The 16850-nt window shown below is 45.7% G+C and carries 14 protein-coding genes; 8 read left to right on the plus strand and 6 right to left on the minus strand.

Translation table 11 applies throughout. The features are described 5' to 3' along the window. Positions 1 to 12 precede the first annotated feature (12 nt). From ACMXYV_RS00655 to ACMXYV_RS00670, 4 genes are all read right to left on the minus strand, one after another. The gene (locus tag ACMXYV_RS00655; RefSeq protein ID WP_415889860.1) at positions 13 to 951 is read right to left on the minus strand and encodes a phosphatidate cytidylyltransferase; all 939 of its coding nucleotides are present in this window, start codon (positions 949 to 951) and stop codon (positions 13 to 15) included. A 143-nt stretch (positions 952 to 1094) separates the two neighbouring features. Next, positions 1095 to 2510, minus strand: coding sequence for a hypothetical protein (locus tag ACMXYV_RS00660; protein ID WP_415889861.1), 1416 nt, complete (start codon positions 2508 to 2510; stop codon positions 1095 to 1097). Between the two features lie 188 nt (positions 2511 to 2698). Then, positions 2699 to 3007: a hypothetical protein gene (locus ACMXYV_RS00665; RefSeq protein WP_415889862.1), complete on the minus strand. Its 309-nt coding sequence runs from the start codon at positions 3005 to 3007 to the stop codon at positions 2699 to 2701. Then, entirely contained in the window at positions 2997 to 4712 is a 1716-nt protein-coding gene (locus ACMXYV_RS00670; protein ID WP_415889863.1) for a PepSY-associated TM helix domain-containing protein, read from the minus strand. The genes ACMXYV_RS00665 and ACMXYV_RS00670 overlap by 11 nt, the downstream gene beginning before the upstream one ends. Before the next feature lie 354 nt (positions 4713 to 5066). Here ACMXYV_RS00670 and ACMXYV_RS00675 point away from each other — a divergent pair, with 354 nt between their 5' ends. The 8 genes from ACMXYV_RS00675 (at position 5067) to ACMXYV_RS00710 (ending at position 15507) form a co-directional block, all read left to right on the plus strand. Continuing rightward, positions 5067 to 6074: an AAA family ATPase gene (locus tag ACMXYV_RS00675; RefSeq protein WP_415889864.1), complete on the plus strand. Its 1008-nt coding sequence runs from the start codon at positions 5067 to 5069 to the stop codon at positions 6072 to 6074. 10 nt (positions 6075 to 6084) lie between these two features. Continuing rightward, positions 6085 to 7008 carry a DUF58 domain-containing protein gene (locus ACMXYV_RS00680; protein ID WP_415889865.1) on the plus strand — a complete coding sequence of 308 codons (924 nt, stop codon included), beginning with the start codon at positions 6085 to 6087 and terminating at the stop codon, positions 7006 to 7008. Then, on the plus strand, positions 7008 to 7481 hold the full coding sequence (locus ACMXYV_RS00685) for a DUF4381 domain-containing protein (RefSeq protein WP_415889866.1): 474 nt from the start codon (positions 7008 to 7010) through the stop codon (positions 7479 to 7481). The genes ACMXYV_RS00680 and ACMXYV_RS00685 overlap by 1 nt, the downstream gene beginning before the upstream one ends. Next, positions 7474 to 8457 carry a vWA domain-containing protein gene (locus ACMXYV_RS00690; protein WP_415889867.1) on the plus strand — a complete coding sequence of 328 codons (984 nt, stop codon included), beginning with the start codon at positions 7474 to 7476 and terminating at the stop codon, positions 8455 to 8457. Before ACMXYV_RS00685 ends, ACMXYV_RS00690 begins: the two co-directional genes overlap by 8 nt. Next, positions 8457 to 10247 (plus strand): VWA domain-containing protein, encoded by a 1791-nt coding sequence (locus ACMXYV_RS00695; protein WP_415889868.1) that lies wholly within the window; start codon positions 8457 to 8459, stop codon positions 10245 to 10247. The genes ACMXYV_RS00690 and ACMXYV_RS00695 overlap by 1 nt, the downstream gene beginning before the upstream one ends. Then, positions 10241 to 11962 carry a BatD family protein gene (locus ACMXYV_RS00700; RefSeq protein WP_415889869.1) on the plus strand — a complete coding sequence of 574 codons (1722 nt, stop codon included), beginning with the start codon at positions 10241 to 10243 and terminating at the stop codon, positions 11960 to 11962. Before ACMXYV_RS00695 ends, ACMXYV_RS00700 begins: the two co-directional genes overlap by 7 nt. A gap of 150 nt (positions 11963 to 12112) precedes the next feature. Beyond that, on the plus strand, positions 12113 to 13390 hold the full coding sequence (locus ACMXYV_RS00705; RefSeq protein WP_415889870.1) for a diguanylate cyclase: 1278 nt from the start codon (positions 12113 to 12115) through the stop codon (positions 13388 to 13390). A gap of 392 nt (positions 13391 to 13782) precedes the next feature. After that, on the plus strand, positions 13783 to 15507 hold the full coding sequence (locus ACMXYV_RS00710; protein WP_415889871.1) for a methyl-accepting chemotaxis protein: 1725 nt from the start codon (positions 13783 to 13785) through the stop codon (positions 15505 to 15507). A gap of 71 nt (positions 15508 to 15578) precedes the next feature. Here the strand turns inward: ACMXYV_RS00710 and ACMXYV_RS00715 are convergent, their stop codons facing one another. Continuing rightward, positions 15579 to 16082 carry a DsbE family thiol:disulfide interchange protein gene (locus tag ACMXYV_RS00715; protein WP_415889872.1) on the minus strand — a complete coding sequence of 168 codons (504 nt, stop codon included), beginning with the start codon at positions 16080 to 16082 and terminating at the stop codon, positions 15579 to 15581. Between the two features lie 4 nt (positions 16083 to 16086). Further along, positions 16087 to 16839, minus strand: coding sequence for a formate/nitrite transporter family protein (locus ACMXYV_RS00720; RefSeq protein WP_415889873.1), 753 nt, complete (start codon positions 16837 to 16839; stop codon positions 16087 to 16089). Positions 16840 to 16850: the final 11 nt, after the last annotated feature.

Here is a 16850-nt window from a genome sequence, read left to right on the forward strand (position 1 = left end):
TGAATCTCCTGCTCAGTAATGTAAGTAATAGATAAAGTGGAAGAACAGAGGCGCGGTGAACATTAGGCTGTCCATTCGATCCAATATGCCGCCATGACCGGGGATCAGCGTACCGCTATCTTTGATGTGTAGGTCGCGTTTCACTGCGCTTATAACGACATCTCCAAAGAACCCGCCTATACCAATAATTGCACCTGCTGCCAGCCCTTCATACCAAGACATCGGGGTGAGCCAAGGGCTAGAGATGCTTGCGACAACCATGATGGTGCAGACCCCACCAATAAAACCTTCCCAGGTTTTGTTAGGACTTACTTTGGGTATGATTTTGCGGCGGCCAAAGCTCTTGCCCCATACGTACTGAGCGACGTCGTTTAATTGCGTAATAAAGATCAAAAACAAAACTAAACCGATAGGGCCTGCATCGACGTTTTTCTCGGGTAGCACCAGTAAAAATGGGATATGGCTGATCGCAAAAATAGTCAGCATGGTAGCCCAATGAATAATCCCTGCTGATCTAATAAAACCGCGAGTATCGCCGGTCAGAACCATACGTGTTGGCAAAATCAGGAAGAGATAGATTGGAATGAAGATTATGAACATTCCATACCAAGCGTCATGCACCCAGTAGTATTGCACTGGGATAGCTAGGTAAGCCCAGAACAGCGTGCGTCGATCAGAAAATCGAATAGGTGTGATTGAAAGAAACTCTTTGAGCGCCAGAAAACTAAGAAAACCAAAGAAGATAATGGTTGCCGTTGGGCTCAATAACAAGACGACAAAAATCAGCCCGATTATGATCCACCAACTGCGGATTCGTAGCCATAACTCGGTGTAATCCCTATCTGGATGAGCCTGCTTTTTTAGAAAACAGATGATCGAGGCAATAACTAAAAGGCTGACCACCGCAACCATTAGGTAGAAGCTATGTATAGGGAGGCTAGTGAAGTCCATTCAATAGGGTTCCTAAAACCAAGTGAGATGGTTTCAATACTAGCATCAGGTTTCGAAGCGGCTGTATTTTGAACGAAAAGGTCGCATTAATTGCGACGAAAAGGGGAGCATAGTGCTCCCCCTTGTTATTTGGCTGTTTGGGCTTAGATTTTTACGATCTCAGCTTTTTTTGATTTGAAACCGTCAGTGATTTCAGAACCTTTCAGTGTAATTACGCCCTTGCCTTTAATCTTAAGGCCGGATTTCTTACCACTGTCGTTATTTGCGGTTGTGCTGTTTTCGATGAAGGCTGCAACTTTGCCTGCATCTTTAGCTTCTAGCACAATACCTTTACCGCCGTTTTTGTCGGCATGACCAGAAGAGATCAGAGCTGTAAGGTTGCCGTTTTCCTCTTCCGTCATTTTGAAACCATCATCGGTGTTGCCTGATGCAGCAGAGTCAATTACTGTGATCTCGATATCGCCTTCGCCTTCTTCGTCAAAGTCTAGACCTTCATCTAGATTATTGTGGATAGTCGAAGAGTAAAGGACGGTCTTGATGCTACCGTTACCTGCTTCGTCGATATCAAAACCATCATCAAAATCGATACCAAACTCGTAAGCTTCAACCGAGCCGGAAGCATAAAGATCGACTTCGCGCTCAAAGCATTTGTCATCAGCGGAACCGGTAATCTCAGCAGGTACTTTGTCAGCAGATATCTCGCCATCTTTAAACTCAGCTTCTACTGGCGATGGTAGTAGAGGTTGTAGAAGGTCTTTTTGGCAGTAACCACCATTGTTAGAGAAATCGACGTTGCTTACGTTAACAATCACGTCGCCATTTTGGCCTTCATCCAGCTCAACGCCGTCAGCGCCTACTTTGTTGAAGCGAGAGTTATGAGCGGTGAATAGTATATTGCCTTCGTTACGTTCATCGACCCGAAGACCGTCGCCATCTACGCGGCCATAGCCTACATTGTGGATGTTTAGGTTATATGCATTTACTGCGATAGAAGCTGGAGAACCATTGCCTTTGCCGCCTGCGCCAGCACCACAATCTTTGACAATATCACAATCAGAGATGTGGATACCGTGATAAGCAACACCGCTAACTTCAACGTCATTTAGTGTCACGGTTAGTGTGCCTGTTTGGTTATCTCGTAGGTTAACGAAGATGCCTTTGCCTGCTTTACCTTTTAGGTCGCCTCGGTTTTGGATACTAAAACCGCTAGGACCTTCAAATTTCAGGCCGCTGATATTTAGATCTGCGCCTTCAGAGATAGCCAGCAAATCGGTGTTTTTTTCGGTTTTGATGATCTGGCCATTGCCGTAGATCGCGATAGGTGCCTGACCAGTATAAGTCAGAGTGGAGTTGATCACGATATCGTCTTTACTAGTAACAATAACGCTATCTGCTTTACCTTCAGCAACAGCGATCAGTGCTGCACGCATGGAGCCTTCGCCGTTGTCATTACCATTAGTTACTTGAATTGGGGCAGCGTAAGCCGTAGTTGTAAGCAAACTTGCACCAACAGCTAAGGCTAGCGCTTTAAGAGGGTGAGAACCGTGCAGCATAGACATTGAAAATACCTTTTATAGGAAGTCTTATAAATTTATGCCGCCAAAACTATCTATGTCGGGTGACGATTAGATGACAGGCTGAAGAAGTTTTTGTGAGAGGAATGTTGCGAAAGGGTTTGAGTGCGGCGAAGTTAAAATTGGCTGGTTTAAGGTTTGATAAACCAGCCAATATGGTGGGTGATAAAAACTTATTGCACATCCAATATATCGAGTTCAATAACATGACCCGGACCTGCATCTAATAAGATGTAGTAGTCCTGATCTGGTGTTGGAAAACTAAATGCCGAGTCTTTATCCGTTTGGCCTTTGACTAGTAACTCATCCTCATAGGATATGACTTCAAACGGGAAGTCACTCGTCGCAGAACCGTCTGAAAAACTGCCTTTACACTCAATCTGCTCATTTGCTGTAGAACAGTTTAGGAAAATGCTATGGGCGAACGAAGGCGCAGATAGCAGAGCTAATGCTGCAAATACGATTGCTTGTTTAGCGAACATCGATAGTCTCCTTGCCATCAGGCATTAATGGCCAATTAGCTTGGTAAACATCGCCACTCCAAGTGATAGCGGTAACCCACAGCTCAGCGTTATCGCGAATCTTTTTCGGCAGTTGATAATGAACATGCTTTGCACCGAGAGGACCATGAATTAGGGTTCCGGGAGCTCTTAAGGTCCTCGGTTTACCTACGCGGGCGTAGATAAATTTAATCTCACTCAAAGATTCTTTCGGAATTTTGACTGAGAAATTTGTGCGTCCACCTTCTCTGATAGGCGGCAGATCTTTTTCCAGGAAACCGGCAAATGCGTTTACTTTAACTTCCCAAGGGCCTAAAGGTTTTTGAGTGTATTCAAAGCCTGCATTGGATATGCCCTGCACTGCTAGTGTTAATACAACGCTGGTTCCAAAGCCAACACCAACTAACATTAAGATATTAAGGTACTTGAAGACGCCCATAGGGCCGCCCCATGGACGAACAATACGCCAGCCTTTGATTAGTTTTTTTATGCCTGGACTGCGATTGGAGACTATACGCGAAGCCCGTTTGGTACGTTTGTAATAGATGATCAGGCCGGTAACACCGAGGGCGGTCATTAACGCACCGAAGACAAACCAGATGAATTTTACGATCAAGTCAGCTGCGCCAGATTTAGCCCATGTGCCGTAGTGAAGAGGGTGCATCGCTAGATCAAAACGTTGCATAAAGGTGAATGAGTCAGCCATGGATTGATTAATGATGGTGCCATCATAAGGGTTGATCCAGATGCGGCTTCCTCCACCTCGTATCAGCCATTCGCCTTGAGAGCCGCCAATCTCATACGGATCTGCATTGTGCTCGGGTGGCACCATGCGTGTGATCTCAAAATTTGGGTATTTTTTCTTAACGATATCGACAATTTGATCGCTACTTAGGGCCGTAGGCGCTTGGCTACCAAACTTATCTAGTTCGGCGTAATCGAGCAGTGGTTTACGATCATAGGGCTCATGCAGCTTCGGTGCATCAGCGTATAAAACGAACGGCACCTGATAAAACCACCAAGCCCCTGATACCCCGATAATTACTAAAAACCAGATGCTCCAAACGCCAACGATCTTATGGAAGTCGCCTAAAAATGCTCGCATATTGTTCATTCGCGGTTTGCGGAAAAAGTAACGCCAGAAATTAGGTACTGCGAGCAATCCGGCGACTAAAGAGATAATCGTAAAAATACCGAAGGCGTTTACGACACTTCGGCCCACAACAGGTAGGAATAGGGTGGTATGTAGGAAATTCAGGAAATTACCTACTGTTAGAAGTTGGGTGTCACCTAAGACTTCACCGGTGTAAGGGTTAATCCAAGCGTTTCTAAAACCGCCATTGCTATCGTTAAACATGGCACTGGCCGCGGTGTATGGGAAATTTGCGTTAGGCTGGAAGTTGCTTAGGCCATTTTCCGGATAAGCCGCTTGCAGTTTATCTAACAAGATACCTTCATTCAGTCGGGTATCCATCGGCGTTACTCGCATCTCTGGCATTAGCAACCAATCAATCTCTTGAGCAATCACCGCCAGTGTTCCAGACGCCAACACTAAGGTCAGAATTAGGGTGATTTTTAAACCAAAAAAACTATGGATTAAAAAAGCAATATATTGGCCGGAGATCTTCCTTTTCGGTTTTGGTTTGGCCACTGTGTTTTGGCTGGTTATATCTAGTTTTTGATTCATAAAGGGGTCGAGTTTTTGATTGTCTGCCGCAGGACTATCGAGTCCTGATATTGTGGCTGCAAATGTAGAGTGAAAAGATACGGAATAATTGATAATACGTATCATTTATAAGTTTTAAACAAATGATACGTTTGTTACTTTTTCCGGAGGTTTGTTAGAACTATGGGGTGATCTCGATTGATTGTTGAGTTGAATTAGGAACTATTTCTCAATTTCAGTGACCAACGATCTCCGCCTTTAGACGGGTAAAATTAGATCGAGTGACAGAGTTGAAAACAGGGATGCTAACCGCATATAAATAGGCATCTCATTCGTAACGTCATTGTGCAAAATTAATAAAAACAGGAGCTTAGAATGACAGTAGAAGCCACTGCAAATACGGCATCGAGTCAAACCTTGCAGAGTAAACTGATCGGATTATCAGAGGCTTTAAAGCAGAAAGTCATTGGGCAGGAAGCCTTAGTTGAGCATCTGTTGATTGCATTGCTTACGGATGGCCATGTTTTACTGGAGGGCCCTCCAGGTTTGGCGAAGACGCGTACAGTACATGCCTTAAGTGATCTATTAGAAGGCGTGTTCCATCGTGTCCAATTTACTCCGGATCTGCTGCCAAGCGATATTACCGGTACTGAGATCTACAACACACAAAAAGGCGAGTTTAGTTTCCGTCAGGGACCTCTGTTTTGTAACTTATTATTAGCGGATGAGATCAACCGTGCGCCAGCCAAAGTACAGTCTGCGTTGTTAGAAGCGATGGCGGAGCGACAAGTCACGGTTGCAGGTAAAACCTATCCACTGTCTAAATTCTTTATGGTGATGGCGACGCAAAACCCGCTGGAGCAAGAGGGAACTTATCCACTGCCCGAAGCTCAGCTAGACCGCTTCATGTTGCATATCCGTGTTGATTACCCAGATCACAATCAAGAGAAAGAGGTCCTGCGTTTGGTACGTGACGAGCATAACTCCGAGTTAGCGGGGGAAGCCGCTCATATTGATGTTGCGCTGACCGAGCAGGAATTATTCGCAGCTCGCTCCAGCATTATGCAGGTCTACATGGCGGATAACCTTGAGGATTATATGATCGCACTGGTGATGGCGACTCGGAATCCAGAAGTCTACGGAGAAGACCTGAAAGATAGCTTAGTCTTTGGCGCAAGCCCACGTGCGAGTATCGCATTGGATCGCGCTGTGCGTGCTAAAGCTTGGTTGGCTGGACGTGATTTTGTGACGCCAGATGATATCCAAGAGATCGCATTTAGTGTGCTTAGACATCGTATCGGCTTGAGCTATGTCGCTGAAGCGAGAGGTTTAGATAAAGATAAATTGATCGCCGAACTGATCAACCGCGTGGCGGTACCTTAGGGATCAATCTATGTTCTTAGGGGAAGCAAGCCCAAGGCCTGTACCATCCGCACGACACTTAATCAGTGTGGATGAACTTATCAGCTTACGGTTCTGGCCGCCTGCACGACAGAATAGCCGTGAGCGTATGGCTATTCGTGAAGGTCATCATCTGAGTCATATCCGAGGCCGTGGTATGGAATACGATGATGTGCGTGAATATCAACCGGGTGATGATATTCGTCATTTGGATTGGCGCTTGATGGCACGTACTGGTGAAGCGCATACCAAGCTTTATCGAGAAGAACGCGAACGTCCAGTATTCCTGCTGTGTGATCTTCGCCACAGTATGCAGTTTGCCACTCGCGGACACTTCAAATCGGTGTTGGCTGCTTATGCTAGTGCGATGGCCCTCTGGACCACCTTGGCGAATGGCGACCGTGTAGGTGGCATGCTGCTTAGCGAGCAACAAGAGCAGCTATTTAAACCGAGCAATAGTCGTCAGCAATTGATGCAGATGATTACCGCACTGTCTCAAGGCGTTGACCCTACTGAGCAAAGCTCTGAGCGTTCGTTGGCACAGTCACTAGCGCGCTTAGAGTCGATCTTAAGTAGTGGCAGTATCCTCTATATTTTCAGCGACTTTCATGATGTTGATGAAGAGACCGAACTGCACCTGATGCGTCTGGCACAACGTTGTGAACTGAAGCTGGTGTTGATCTCCGATCCGTTGGAACAACAACTGCCAAGCAGCGGAAAATCGTATCGTTTTAGCGGCTTAGGGCGCGAATTGTTGGTTTCCGCCAATCAGGCGCAACAGCTTAAATATCGTGGTCAGTTTCAGCAGCGATTACAGTTATTACAGAATCTGCACAACCTACGTGGTGTTGAGTTTGCCCATTGGCAAACGGATCAACATCCGTTATTTCAGTTTAATTCTCCGGAGGTGAGCTAATGGACTTTTCCCAGCTTCCTCTACGTCCCATGCAGCAGCCAGAGATGATTGGCTGGTGGCCTTTAGCGCCGGGCTGGTGGTTGTTAATTTTACTCAGCATCGGGTTATTTATAGCAGTAGTGTGGTTTGGCTATAACTACTTGAAGAAGATACGGAACAACCCAAATCGTTGGGCGCTACAAGAACTTAACGCCATTCAATCGAACTACCAGCAGCATCAAAATAAACGGCTTTTAGCAGAAGAGTGTAATGCGCTGTTAAAACGCTTGGCGCTGACCCTGTATTCTCGCCAAGATGTCGCCGCGTTAAATGGAACCGCTTGGACCGATTTTTTAGCTAAGCAAAGCCGTTCGGACACTTTAACAGTGTTAGCAGTAGCACCTTATCAAGCATCACCTGAGTATGATGCCGAAGCGTTGTTGAGTGCCTGTAAAGGTTGGCTAACTAATGCCAGAGGGCCTGCCGATGTTTGAGTTTGCTTGGTGGTGGCTCTGGTTATTTTTACCTCTGCCTTGGCTAGTAAGACGCTTTTCTAAACCTTCAGCGGATCAAGGAGGGACTTCGCTTCATGTGCCATTTCTTGACCAGATGGAACAAGCGGTTGGGCCGCAACAAGGTGTATCAACCCCGCAATCCTCTCCATGGCGCTTAGTGCTGCTTTACCTTATTTGGGGGCTATTGATAGCGGCTGTGGCTAAACCCCAGTGGTTGGGTGAACCGATTCCACAACAATTGGAAGGCCGTGATCTGATGATGGCGGTGGATCTGTCGGAAAGTATGTTGGAGCAGGACTTTGAGGTGAATGGCCGTTGGGTGAGCCGCTTGGCTGCAACTCGATTAGTTGCCGGTGATTTTATAAAACGCCGCGAAGGGGATCGCGTTGGCCTGATTCTTTTTGCAGAACAGGCTTATCAACAGGCGCCTCTGACTCATGACCGCGATACGGTTAAAACCTTGTTAGACGAAGCTCAAGTGGGTTTGGCGGGTAAAGCTACAGCAATTGGTGATGCTATCGGCTTGGCGGTAAAACGCTTCAAACAGATGGAAAGTGAACAACGCATTCTGATTCTGCTCACTGATGGTCGCAATACTGCAGGGGTGTTAAAGCCGTTGCAGGCGGTGGAGTTAGCAAAATCAGAGGGGCTTAAAATTTACACTATAGGTGTTGGTGGCGGCAGCCAAGGTGGAGTTTTAGGTTCGTTCTTTGCTCAAGGTTCTGATCTGGATGAGAAGACGCTAACGGCGATTGCAGAGCAAACCGGCGGTCGTTTCTTCCGTGCGTATGATCTGGATGAACTCGCAGAGATCTATGCTGAGTTAGATGAATTAGAGCCGGTTGAACAAGACTCTGAATTCTTCCGCCCTATTGATCCGCTATTCCACTGGCCGCTTTATGCCGCATTTGTATTGGCTCTGGTCTTGGTGATCAGCATAAGGGGGCGTAACTGATGTTCTCTGATCTTCAACTACAACAGCCGCTTTGGTTACTGATTATTCCCGCGGCGCTTTTGCTGATTTTATGGCTGCAAAAGCGTAGTGCTGATGCCCAAGATTGGTCTGAGGTTTGTGATCCGGAACTGCTGCCGCTGTTAAAACAACAGGGGACGCAACCGCTCAAACGTAACTGGTTGCCGTGGAGTTTATTTGCTGCGGTGATCTTGCTCGCAGTCGCGGCTACGCAACCGGTTTGGCAGAAACAACCGCAACCGGTATTTAAGCAAAGTGATGCCTTAGTGCTTGCCTTGGATCTGTCAGCGTCGATGAATGCAACCGATCTAAAACCAAGCCGCTTGCAACGGGCCAATTTTAAGATTAAAGATCTACTCAAAAAGCTCCCAGATACAGAAATTGCGCTGATTGTGTATGCCGGTGATGCCTTCGCGGTCACGCCACTGACTGAGGATAGCGATACTATATTGGCGGCCTTACCAGCGATGACTCCAGACATTATGCCGGTGCAAGGGAGTCGGGCTGATCGCGCCTTAGTGTTAGCCGATCAGATGTTAGCGCAGGCCAATATTCAAGGCGGTAATATCCTACTGGTGAGCGATGAAGTCTCACCTGCGCAAGTTGCAGCCGATGCCAGTCGTATTCGCAATCAAGGTCGTAAAATCTCTATTCTGGCCGTTGGTACAGCCGATGGTGGGCCTGTACCTACCGAATATGGATTCTTACGCGATCAACAGGGCAATGAAGTTATTGCGACCATGAATATCGGGTTGATGGCTGAAGCCGCTGGTCTAGGTGGTGGTCAGGCGCAGTTAATTCGTGTGGACGATCTGGATATCGATTATTTGATCGCTGGTCTCAAATCTGGCGAGAATACCGCCGTAAATGCAGATAAAGATATAGAACGTTGGGTTGCCGAAGGCCCTTGGTTTATCTTGCTGGCATTACCGTTTTTATTGCCGTTATTCCGCCGTGGTTTATTTAATCTGACGTTGCCTATTGTCGTAATAGCCTCTGCTGGTGTTTCCCAGCCAGCTCATGCTGATTGGTGGCAAGGGCTGTGGAAAACTCAAAACCAGCAAGCAGCTGAAATTTATCAACAGGGTGATAAAAGCGCTGCGGCGGAGTTGTTCACAGATCCGCGTTGGAAGCAGCTCTCGCACTATGAGAGCGGAGATTATCAACAGGCTTTAGATAGCCTGCCCGAGCCTGAAACTGTGAATGATTTTTATAACCATGCTAATTCACTGGCCAAGCTCGGACAGTTGGAGAAAGCACTAGAGGCTTACGATAAAGCGTTAGCTGAAAGGCCTGATTTTGAAGATGCTCTGCATAACCGTAAGTTGGTTGAAGACCTGTTAAAACAGCAAGAGCAACAGCAAGGTGGGGATCAGAACCAAAAGGACAAATCTGATCAGCAGAAAAAGGATGAGAAACAGTCAGGCCAAGATTCTCAAAACGATCAGAGTAACGCTTCTGAGCAATCATCCGATCAGCAGCAAGAACAGCAACAACAGATGGATCAATCATCTTCATCCAGACAAAAAGATCAGCAACAGATGGCTGAAGAGCTCAAGGAGCAGTTGGATGAAAAGCTAAAAGATGCTGAGCAGCAAGAACAGAAGGTTGATAGTACCGAACAATCTCAGCCTCTGGATGAAACTGAGCAATCTAATCAGCAGATGTTAAACCGAATTCAAGATGATCCAGCGGGTCTGTGGCGACGCAAATTTATCTATCAATATCGTCAGCGTTCCGAGCAGCCAGCAGCGGAGGATAAACTATGGTAAATGGGATTAAGTTATTTACCGCGACAACACTTTTACTCTTTAGTCAGTTAGTGATGGCTGCGATCAGCAGCGAGATTGATCGCAATCGTATCGAGCAGGGCGAGTCCTTCCGTCTGATTCTCAAGATTACAGCGAATGAAGCTAACCAAGTTGATCTAGAACCCCTGCATAAGGACTTCCAGATTCTAGGGCGCAGTCATCAGTCCAGTACGACTTTCCAAAATGGTTCGCTAAAAAGCACCACTAAACTGGTTTTAACCTTATTTCCTAAGCGAGCGGGCCAGTTAACTATACCTGCCTTGGAACTTGAGGGAGAGAAGAGTAAAGAACACAGCATTGAAGTTGTTGAAGTAAAGCAGCCTTCAGCTGTTGATGGTGGCGTAGAGTTCCTTTCTACCCTATCTGATAAAACCCCTATCGTTCAGCAGCCTATCATCTATCAATCTAGCTTGGTTCTGGGTCGGAAAATTTATGATGCTGGCATCCAAGAACCCCAAGTGACCGAGGGTAAGGCTTTAATTGAAGCCTTGGGTGAACAGCGTCAGTACGAGCAAGAATTGAATGGCCGTCGTATGCTTGTGATCGAGCAGGCATGGCTGATTACGCCGCAGCAAAGTGGCACGCTAAAAATCCAAGGGGCGCGGTTGAGCGGCCAAGTTCCTGATGGTCGACCAGATCCTTTTAGAGGTTTTAATACTAGGGCTGTACGCAGAATCTTTGTGCCTGCAGAGGATTATGAAGTTGAGGTGCAGCAGATTCCTGCAGAGTTTACCGGTGAGCATTGGCTATCAGCCAAAGAGATCAATTTGAGTAGTGATTTTGATCGAGCTATCGATAATTGGAAGCAAGGTGAACCGGTCACACGAACGTTGACCTTAGAGGCCGCAGGCGTAAAAAAAGAGCAGTTACCTGAATTGGTATTGCCGGAAGTGCTAGGCCTAAAGCAATACGCAACCAAACCGCAAATCGAGCAGTACTATGTCGATGGTGAACTTACCCTAAGTCTTAAACTTGAAGTCACTGTGATCCCTGAACGCGGTGGCAAAATCACGTTACCTGAAATACAGCTTCCTTGGTGGAACACTAAGGCTAAGCAACAGGAAGCAGCGAGCATCCCTGCTATCAATATTGATGTTGAAGCGGATACAACAGCTTTGGCTACTAATCCTCCGCCTCAGGTACAACAGTCGTTATCCACAACACCCCAAACGCAAGAACCTCAGGCCGTGGAAAATAGCCCTGTGGATAATATAAATAGCCAACAGGTTGTTGTGAACGAGAGCAAAATTTCACCTTGGCTAACGTTGGTTGTGGGTATCTTAATTGGGGTTATCTTATCCACAGCGGCATTTTTGTTATGGCGAAGACATCGGCCACGACAGGTTATACAGGAAGAACCTAAATCGGTTGATTCCGTGCCAAGTTTTAAAAAGCTCAAAGCGGCTTGTTTAGCAAACAACGTACAAGAAGCACGCGCAGAATTGATCATTTGGGCGCGCCATCAATATGTAGGTTGTAATCACCTGAATGACTTATCCAATAGCGTCAGCCCAGAGTTCAAACGCGAGATCGAATTCCTCAATCGTAGCTGCTTTGCCAGTGATAATTGCTCATGGGATGGCCAAGGCTTGTTGAAGCAGGTTGAGGCTGCTAACAACAGTGAAAATAGTCCCGTGGCACAGAAATCTGGGCTAGAGCCTTTATTTAAAGGATGAGGATTAAAGCCGCAAAGGAATACTTAATATCGCGATCCAGATCAAATAGTAGTCATTAGTTTGGGCTGTTAGTCTATGAATTGACCAATCCGAACCCTTTTCTTTGCTAGTATTAGTGATTACTCAAGAACTTAAGGATCGAGATCTAGTATGCCAAATCGGCTTAATGACACCGGAAACTTATACAAAATAGCGACCCGTCGCTATTTGCTAGCGGTCGTTATTATTGCTTTGTTGGCTACGAGTGCTTATTACACCTTGCATTCAGCGTTGTCTGATTCAGAGGCGACAGCTTATGTTGTTAACCTATCCGGACGACAACGTATGCTGAGCCAGCATATAGCACTTGATGTGCATCGTTACCATCAAGCCCAAGCAACTGATTCTAATCGATCATCTCCTTCTACTTTGATGTTGCAGAACCTCATTGATATGAGGTTAGCAAACAAGCAATTATCCTCAGGTGTTTTATCTAAGGATCAAGTCATTGATCTATCACCTCAATTACGAGACATGTATTTTGGTCAGATGAACCTGCATAGTCGAGTTAATAGTTACTTAGCTCTTGCTGAGCAGCTCTACAAAAGTGACAACGTTAAAGACAGGATGTTGTATCTTCAGTCAATTGATCACACTTCACCGCAACTTCTAAAAGACTTAAACAAAGTTGTACAGCAATACCAGGAAGAGGGGGAGGCGAGGCTAGAAACTATTTCGAACCTAGAGCTTTTAGTTTTAGTTACAACGTTAATTGCACTGATTTTAGAAATAATATTTATCTTTCGGCCTATGGTTGCTCAAGTTGTGGCTTCTCAGAAAGCACAAGAGAAAACAATGGCTAGCCTTGAGGAGATGGTTGAACTTCGTACCTTAAAGCTTGAAATGGCTAATCAAAAACTAAAAGACCTAGCCACCCGAGATCCTTTAACTAAGTTGAAGAATAGACTGACACTAGAAAGCGATGTTGAAAGCTTAATCGTTGCGAGTGAGAAAAATCACATCCCGTTTGCTTTTTGTATGGTCGATATTGACTGGTTTAAGCAAATAAATGACACCTACGGTCACCCAGCAGGTGATTTTGTTTTAAAGAATCTTGCTACCCTGATGATTGATGCCACTCGTGAGTCTGATCACCTTTATCGTACGGGTGGGGAAGAGTTTGTATTAGTGCTCAATCGTGTCAATTTAAATGAAAGCGTTAAAATATTAGATAAGTTAAGAAGATCAGTAGAAGAGTCTCTTTTTGATTGTGAAGGACAAGTGATCAAATTAACTATCAGCATAGGGCTTTACCATACAAGTCAGGGTGGTTTGTCTCGTCTTCACTCTATTGCACGTGCTGCAGATAACGCACTTTATAGGGCAAAAGAAAGCGGCCGGAATTGCATTAAAATGGCTGATCGAGAAGAAATTCTAGGATTATCATAGATTCATATTGAACTCTTATATCAGTGCTTAAATCTTTGGCGTTAAAGCTGTTATGTGTGCATTTTATGAGTTTGTTATGTCTACTTATTCATAGGTAAGAGGTTTCTTTCCTGGCGATAACTCTTTAATTTTGTTTGGATTGTTTTTTGTTTTGATGTTGTTCTACGCGGGCGGAAAATGGATGAGTTCATTCTTAGTATTCTGAATTTCCTGTGCTATACCTAAAAGGTATTTATGGAAATTCCCCAACAAATGGATTTTGTAACCTCTTAATTTACCCAATTAATCCGTCAGTTGTAGAGCTTGTTTAAATAAATGAGCGTTGTACGGATATGGAGTTGCGAAATCTTGCAAGGATGAATCAAGAGGTTTTAGTCGTCATGCTAAATCAAATGTCGGTTTCCAAAAAAGTAGCCCTACTCGTTTTATCGCTTCTCTCCCTTTTGTTAATGACCTCTGGTCTAGCGATCGTATCGATGGATCAGATCGGAAAAGAGCTTGAGAGTATTGCCCACAAAGATATCCCTTTGATCGAGAAGATGACCAAGATTACCGAATACCAGCTTGAGCAAACCATTCATTTTGAACGTGCAGTTCATTTCGGAACGGTCGGGCTACTGAAGAGTGAGAGTGGTCAAAGTACGAGTAGCTATCAGGACAGCTTTTCTAAGGAACAAGACAAGTTTATTGAATTTGGCCTCAAAGTAGACAAACACATCGGGTCTACCAAAAAGCAGCTGTCGGAGATTTTAGAACTGTCTCAAACCGAGAGCGGAGGGCTTATTTCGAAAGTTTACGCCAGTGAACTAGATGAGTTCTCAATGCTTGCGGAACAGCTAAAAGCGATTGAAAAAGAACATCAAGAGTTCCAGCAACATGGTTTGGCGGCTATGACCGCGATTAAAAATCGAGAGTTTGGTCGTTCAGAGGCACTGGCTGTTCAAGTTGAAGAAGCCGCGGATCAATTGACCAAGCATCTTGAAGAGCTGTTGGCGGAGATTGAAAAATTCACCCTTGAAGCCTCAGAGACAGCGTTGGCCCATGAGAAGTCTGCTTTAACCAACATAGTGGTGACGCTGATCGCCGCTTTAGCCATCGGTATCTCGTTGAGTATTCTGATTACGCGCAATATCACCAGTCGACTTAAATTATCTGTGGAAGGCATGAAGCATATAGCGGATGGGGATTTAACCCATGATGTTAAGACCACAGGTGTCGATGAGATCTCGCAAATGTTGGAGTCTCAGGAGATGACCCGCCAAGAACTGCAGAAATCGATTGGTCAAATTGTCGAAATCAGTAGCCAGCTTTCCGCGACCTCAGAGGAAGTCGCTACAGCAATGTCGGAAAGTAGCTGTCATGTGCAAAACCAACAAACCCAGACCGATACTTTATCTGCTTCTATGCAGCAAATGAGCGCTACATCAAATGAGATGGCGCATAACATTAACGAGGTAAATGATTCGGTTAACAGGGCCGATGGTGAGCTACAGGAGAGTAACCATATCCTAATCGACACGGTTGAGAGTATTACTGAGTTATCGAATCAGCTGCAAAACTCAGCCGATACGGTGAAAGACCTCGATAGCAGCACCGTAGAGATCAGTACCGTACTGCAGGTGATTTCGGATATCGCAGAACAAACCAATCTATTGGCGCTAAATGCAGCCATTGAAGCGGCGAGGGCTGGTGATCAAGGGCGAGGTTTCGCGGTTGTGGCTGACGAAGTAAGGCAACTGGCTTCTCGCACGCAAAACTCTACCTCTGAAATCTCTGAGATTATTAAACGGCTGCAAGATGGATCGACCCGTGTGGTAAGTTCAATGCGGCAGACTCAGACACAAGCGATGACGTTGGTTGAAGGGGCTGAGAGATCCTCGGATTCCCTATCGAAAGTGGTCGATCAGCTAAGCCATATCAACAATATGATGAGCCAGATTGCCACCGCCGCAGAAGAGCAGAGCCTCGTAAGTGAAGATTCCACCCGCACTGTGACCGATATTAATGATCTTGGTCATCAGAATGCAGCTAGTGTGGAAGAAACCTCTCAGGCCAGTTTAGATCTAGCCAGAATGGCGGAAGGGTTGAATCACACTGTGAGTGCTTTCCGGGTTTAAAGCTAGCTAAACTAAGAGATAGAGAGTAACTGTTCTTTGGTTACTCTCTGTTGATTTTACTCAGCCGATCGCTACTGCAGTTGCTTGAACCTTTCTGCAATAATGGGCCAGTTTTCTTCGTTCAGTATTCCTATATGTTTATAACGTATGCGGCCCGAACTATCGATTAGATAAGTTTCTGGCGCACCTTTGATCCCTAGCGCTTCACCGAGCTTGCCTTCGGAATCGATTAAACTGCGTGCGTACGGGTTGCCCTTCTTATTCAACCACTCCAAAGCGTTGTTAGCTGAGTCCATATAAGAGATGCCAATAATTCTGACGCCAGACGCTTGTAACTTAAGTAAAAAATCATGTTCTCGGGCGCAAGCGACACACCAACTGCCCCAAATGTTGAGCATGAAGCTGCCTTCTATTAGATCAAACTGAATCGCTTCGCCGGTAATTAGATCCGTTAGTTCGATAGCTGGCACGGCTTTATCCTGTTCAACTTGGTTATTGTTCTCAGTTTCTGTACTCGCAAGTACGCTGACCACCGTTACGATCAGAACAGCAGTTAGCCATTTAAAGAGATTCATAAGCTTACCTTTGGCTTGGTTCTGGATTAGGTTGATCAATGGGTTTACTAGGCGTAATCGGATTGCTCTGATACCAATAACCGAGCGCTACAAAGAGGGCACCACCTGCAGCGTTACCTAGGGTTACCCAGAAGAGATTGTTGGCTGCACCAGCGAATGAAATACCTTCCACGGCTGGAGATAGCAGAGCCAAGGAAAAGACCGTCATATTGGCGATACTGTGTTCGTAACCTGATGCGATAAAGGCGAATAAACACCAGAAAATAACAATGCATTTAGCTGCTTCACTACTCATTCGGGCAGAGATCCAGATAGCCAAGCAGACTAACCAGTTACACAATATGGCGCGGAAAAACAGTGCAACCAGATCTGTATTTATCTTCTTGTAAGCGATGGTATGCAGAATGGTATCGGCGCTTTTAATCAGCCCGCCGTCTGCGAGTTTGTAGATCAAACCTAGAACTAATGCGCCTAAAAGATTGCCAAACCAGACCCACATGCACATTTTGATCATGCCGCTGACAGGCAGCTGCCGTTCTAGACTGGCAATCGTACCGTACATTGTATAGCCGGTGAAAAGCTCTGACCCGGCAAACACCACAAGGGTAAGTGCTATCCCAAATGATGCCCCCATCACTAGCTTTCTAAATTCTTCAGGTAAGTCCTGTCCAAGGGTCATAATCAGGATGATACCCAAACCGACATAAGCTCCGGCAAGCATAGCGCCAACAAGCAGGTTGCTTGGCCGTGTTGTCATCAGTTCCCATC

Origin of the sequence: Neptuniibacter sp. SY11_33, from assembly GCF_047778025.1 — a bacterium.
In the GTDB taxonomy this organism is placed as follows: domain Bacteria; phylum Pseudomonadota; class Gammaproteobacteria; order Pseudomonadales; family Balneatricaceae; genus Neptuniibacter.